Consider the following 4,794-nt stretch of genomic DNA (forward strand, 5'->3'; position numbering starts at 1 on the left):
CGCGAGGCGGTCGGCCGGGTGCTCGGCCCGGCCGGTGTGGGCCAGCAGCGACCGGGCGGTCCGGGCCCAGGCGTCCAGGGGCCACAGCGTGGCCGCCAGGTCGGCGGCGGGGCGGTCCGGGCGGGCGGTGCAGCGTTCGGCGACCCGGTCGAGTTCCCCGGGCAGGGAGCGTTCGAGGTTGTCCGGCCGGAGCCAGACACCCTCGCGGAGTTCGGCCAGGCGGAGGGCGGTCAGCCGGGTGCGCAGGTCGGCGCGTTCGGCGGGGCCGCGTCCGGTGGCCGTGATCACGACCATCTCCCAGTCGCCGTGCCACACGCGCGTGTGCGGCCGCAGGGCGTCGTCCTGGCGTCGCTGACGGCCGAGCAGGCGGTCACTGAGGCGGTAGCCGGTGTCCGTGCGCCGCAGGTCGCCGGCGGCCACCATGCGGCTGAGGGCGGCCCGGAGCGTGGACCCGCCGACGCCGAACCCCTCCACCAGCCGCCCGAGGTCCCGCGCCGACAGCTCCGGCGGATGCGTGCCGAGCAGCAGGCTCAGGACGACCGAGCGCGCGGACAGGGGCCGCGGCGGCAGGTCGCCGGGCTGGTCCGGGGCGTTCGTCCGCATGGGTGGGTACTCTACGGCGCCGCCCTCCTGTTGCACTATTGCTGCAACCGTAGGAGAAGTGCAACACTCGGTCCATGGCGACCACATGGGCGGACGAACAGCAGCAGGGGACGGCCGAGGAGCGGGGCGGCACGCGCGTGAGCGCGCCCGGGGCGGACGGCGGACACCGCGGCGGGGCGACGACCCACGACGTCACCAACCAGCCCGGCCCCCTGACCCCCTACGACGCCTCCGACGACCCCGCCCTGCTGGAGGGGCTGCGGCGCGAGGGCGCGGGCTGGGCCGAGGACGACGTGCGGCGGCTGGGGCTGCTGGCGGGCAGCGCTCAGGTGCAGGAGTGGAGCGACCAGGCCAACCGCCACGCGCCCGAACTGCGCACGCACGACCGGTACGGACACCGCGTCGACGAGGTGGACTTCCACCCCAGCTGGCACCACCTGATGCGCACCGCCGTCGCCGAAGGACTGGCCGCGGCCCCCTGGGCGGACGACCGGCCGGGCGCCCACGTGGTGCGCACCGCGGGCGGGCTGGTCTGGGGGCACACGGAGGCGGGCCACGGCTGCCCGACGTCCATGACCTACGCGGCGGTGCCCGCCCTGCGCCGGCAGCCGGAACTGGCCGCGGTCTACGAACCCCTGCTCACCAGCCGGGAGTACGAGCCCGGCCTGCGGGTGCCGGCCGACAAGCGCGGGCTGCTGGCCGGCATGGGGATGACCGAGAAGCAGGGCGGCTCCGACGTCCGCACCAACACGACCGCGGCCACGCCGACCTCGGAGAGCGGGGTCTACACCCTGCGCGGGCACAAGTGGTTCACCTCGGCCCCGATGTGCGACGTCTTCCTGGTCCTGGCCCAGGCCCCGGGAGGGCTGTCCTGCTTCCTGGTGCCGCGCGTCCTGCCCGACGGCACCCGCAACACGTTCCGCATCCAGCGGCTCAAGGACAAGCTGGGCAACCGGTCCAACGCCTCCTCGGAGCCCGAGTTCGACGGCACCGTGGCCTGGCTGGTCGGCCCCGAGGGGCAGGGCGTGAAGACCATCATCGAGATGGTCAACTGCACCCGCCTGGACTGCGTGATGATGTCGGCCGCGCTGATGCGCAAGACGCTCGTCGAGGCGGGTCACCACGCGCGTCACCGCAGCGCCTTCGGGGCCCGCCTGGTGGACCAGCCCCTGATGCGCAATGTGCTGGCCGACCTCGCGCTGGAGTCGGAGGCCGCCACCACCCTGACGCTGCGGCTGGCCGGCGCGGCGGACCGCGCGGTGCGCGGGGACAGAGGGGAGGCCGCGTTCCGCCGGATCGCGACCGCCGTCGGCAAGTACTGGGTGACCAAGCGCGGTCCCGCCTTCACCGCCGAGGCCCTGGAGTGCCTGGGCGGCAACGGCTACGTCGAGGACTCCGGCATGCCCCGGCACTACCGGGAGGCCCCGCTGCTGTCGATCTGGGAGGGGTCGGGCAACGTCAACGCCCTGGACGTGCTGCGGGCGCTCGGCCGGGACACCGCCACCGGCCAGGCCCTGTTCGACGAACTCGCGCTCAGCCGGGGCGCGGACGCCCGGTTGGACGCGGCCGTGGACCGGCTGAAGGACCGGGTGGCCGAGGGGTCGCAGGCGGGGGCGCGCCGGCTGGTCGAGGACATGGCGCTCGCGTTGCAGGGCTCCCTGCTCGTCCGTCACGCCCCGGCCGCGGTCGCCGACGCCTTCTGCGCCACCCGGCTCGGGGGCGACTGGGGCCACGCCTTCGGCACGCTGCCCGCCTCGGCCCCCGTCGACGCGATCCTCGGGCGCGCCCTGCCGGCCGGCGCCTGACGGCGCGGGGCACGGGCGGCCCCCCCGCTCTGCTCCGCACGGCTCGGCACACCGCACTGACCAGCCACGTCGCCTGATCCAGAGGTGACTGTCAGTGGTCGGGTGCAGACTGGCCCGTGTTCGAGCGAAGGCGTCGGGGATGACGCCGCGGAGGTGATCGGCATGACCGAGGTACTGCTCGCCGTCGGCACCCGCAAGGGCCTGTTCATCGGGCGCCGGCGGGGTGGCACCTGGGAGTTCGACGACAGTCCCTACTTCAACGCGCAGGCCGTGTACTCGGTCGCGATCGACACCCGGGGCCCGGCCCCGCGGCTGCTGGCCGGCGGCGACAGCTCCCACTGGGGCCCGTCCGTGTTCCACTCCGACGACCTGGGCCGGACCTGGACCGAGCCCACCCGTCCCGCGGTCAAGTTCCCCAAGGACACGGGCGCTTCGCTGGAGCGCGTGTGGCAGCTGCACCCGGCCGCTGCCGAGCCCGACGTCGTCTACGCGGGCACGGAACCGGCCGCGCTCTACCGCTCGGAGGACCGCGGGGAGACCTTCGAGCTGGTCCGCCCGCTGTGGGAGCACCCGACCCGCTCCCGGTGGATGCCGGGCGGTGGCGGCGAGGGGCTGCACACCGTCCTGACCGACGAGCGCGACGCCCGCGCGGTGACCGTCGCCGTGTCGACGGCGGGCGTCTTCCGCACCTTGGACGGCGGCGCCACCTGGGATCCGTCCAACTCGGGGGTCTCCGCGGTGTTCCTGCCCGATCCGAACCCCGAGTTCGGGCAGTGCGTGCACAAGGTGGCCCGGGACGCGGCCGACCCGGACCGCCTCTACCTGCAGAACCACTGGGGCGTGTACCGCAGCGACGACGCCGGGGCGCACTGGACGGACATCGGCGAGGGCCTGCCGTCCACCTTCGGCTTCGCCGTGGTCGCCCACCCGAGCCGCGGCGACACCGCCTACGTGTTCCCGATCAACGCCGACGCCGACCGGGTGCCGGCCGGACGGCGCTGCCGGGTCTACCGGACGGCCGACGCGGGCCGCAGCTGGGAGCCGCTGGCCAAGGGACTGCCCGAGGGCGACCACTACGGCACGGTGCTGCGGGACGCGATGTGCCACGACGGCGCCGACCCGGCCGGCGTGTACTTCGGCAACCGCAACGGCGAGGTGTACGCGTCCGCCGACGACGGCGACAGCTGGAGCCGACTGGCCGAGCACCTGCCGGACGTGCTGTGCGTGCGGGCCGCGGTCGTCGGATGAGCCGCCGGGCCGCGTCCGGCGGCTTTGGCCATCGGTTGATCACCGCCGCCGTTACGGCAGTAGGGTGACGCCCGTGGCACCACGACCCTTGCATGAGATCGTCGAAGCGGGCTGGGCGAAGGCCCTGGAACCGGTGGCCGGGCGGATCGCGGAGATGGGGGACTTCCTGCGCGCGGAGATCGCCGCCGGACGCACCTACCTGCCCTCCGGGGCGAACGTCCTGCGCGCCTTCCAGCAACCCTTCGACGAGGTACGCGTCCTGATCGTCGGACAGGACCCCTACCCCACCCCGGGGCACGCCGTCGGGCTGTCCTTCTCGGTCGCGCCGGACGTGCGGCCGCTGCCGGGCAGCCTGATCAACATCTTCCGGGAGCTGCACCAGGACCTCGGCCTGCCGCAGCCCTCCACCGGCGATCTCACCCCGTGGACGGAGCAGGGTGTGCTGCTGCTCAACCGCGCCCTCACCACCGCCCCGCGCAGACCGGCCGCCCACCGCGGCAAGGGCTGGGAGGAGGTCACCGAGCAGGCGATACGGGCGCTGGCCGCGCGCGGCAAGCCGCTGGTGTCCATCCTGTGGGGCCGGGACGCCCGCAACTGCCGTCCCCTGCTGGGCGACCTGCCCTCCGTGGAGTCGGCGCACCCCTCGCCGATGTCCGCCGACCGCGGCTTCTTCGGGTCCCGCCCGTTCAGCCGGGCGAACGACCTGCTGATCCGTCAGGGCGGACAACCGGTGGACTGGCGCCTGCCGTGACCGGCACCCGGACCGGGGACACGCCGACGGCGGCGGGCGCGGCGCCCGCGGGGCCGGGGTTCCTGGCCGTGGACAGCGGGGGCTCCGGGCTGCGCGTGGTCGTCGGCACGGCCGGCCGCGGCCCGCTGACCCGGGACGCGTCCACCGAACCGGTGCGGACCGGCGACCGGGGCATCGACCCGGACCACTTCATGGCACAACTGCTGGCCCTGGTCAGGCCGTTGGCGGCCGGGGCGGACATCGGCCGGCTGGAGACGGCCGTCGTCGGTGCCGCCGGCATGGCCAGCCTGGGTGGCGCGCTGCGCGCCGAGCTGCCGGGCGCGCTGGCCCGTGAACTGGGGGTGCGGCGGGTGGCGTTGGCGGCCGACGCGGTCACCGCCTATGTCG

4 protein-coding genes and 1 pseudogene are annotated in these 4,794 nt (G+C 75.0%); 4 read left to right on the forward strand and 1 reads right to left on the reverse strand.

The features are described from left to right. A partial coding sequence (locus tag G3I53_RS12495; protein WP_164438342.1) for a PaaX domain-containing protein, C- domain protein occupies positions 1-603 on the reverse strand: 603 nt, incomplete at its 3' end. A 74-nt stretch (positions 604-677) separates the two neighbouring features. Here G3I53_RS12495 and G3I53_RS12500 point away from each other — a divergent pair. The 4 genes and pseudogenes from G3I53_RS12500 to G3I53_RS12515 all read left to right on the forward strand — a co-directional run. Beyond that, positions 678-2,408, forward strand: a complete 1,731-nt coding sequence (locus G3I53_RS12500) for a DNA alkylation response protein (RefSeq protein ID WP_203591753.1) — start codon at positions 678-680, stop codon at positions 2,406-2,408. Between the two features lie 162 nt (positions 2,409-2,570). After that, entirely contained in the window at positions 2,571-3,656 is a 1,086-nt protein-coding gene (locus G3I53_RS12505; RefSeq protein ID WP_203591752.1) for a sialidase family protein, read from the forward strand. Between the two features lie 73 nt (positions 3,657-3,729). Continuing rightward, positions 3,730-4,407: a uracil-DNA glycosylase gene (locus G3I53_RS12510; RefSeq protein WP_164333815.1), complete on the forward strand. Its 678-nt coding sequence runs from the start codon at positions 3,730-3,732 to the stop codon at positions 4,405-4,407. Beyond that, positions 4,404-4,794, forward strand: a pseudogene (locus G3I53_RS12515) (ATPase); the annotation flags it as partial. The gene G3I53_RS12510 and the pseudogene G3I53_RS12515, both read left to right, overlap by 4 nt.

This window comes from Streptomyces sp. SID14436, assembly GCF_010548465.1.
Classification (GTDB): Bacteria; Actinomycetota; Actinomycetes; order Streptomycetales; family Streptomycetaceae; genus Streptomyces.

What these genes read in the sequence shown, in the direction of transcription:
- G3I53_RS12500 (WP_203591753.1), top strand. Translation starts at nt 678, where the DNA reads ATGGCGACCACATGGGCGGACGAACAGCAGCAGGGGACGGCCGAGGAG.
- G3I53_RS12505 (WP_203591752.1), top strand. Translation starts at nt 2,571, where the DNA reads ATGACCGAGGTACTGCTCGCCGTCGGCACCCGCAAGGGCCTGTTCATC.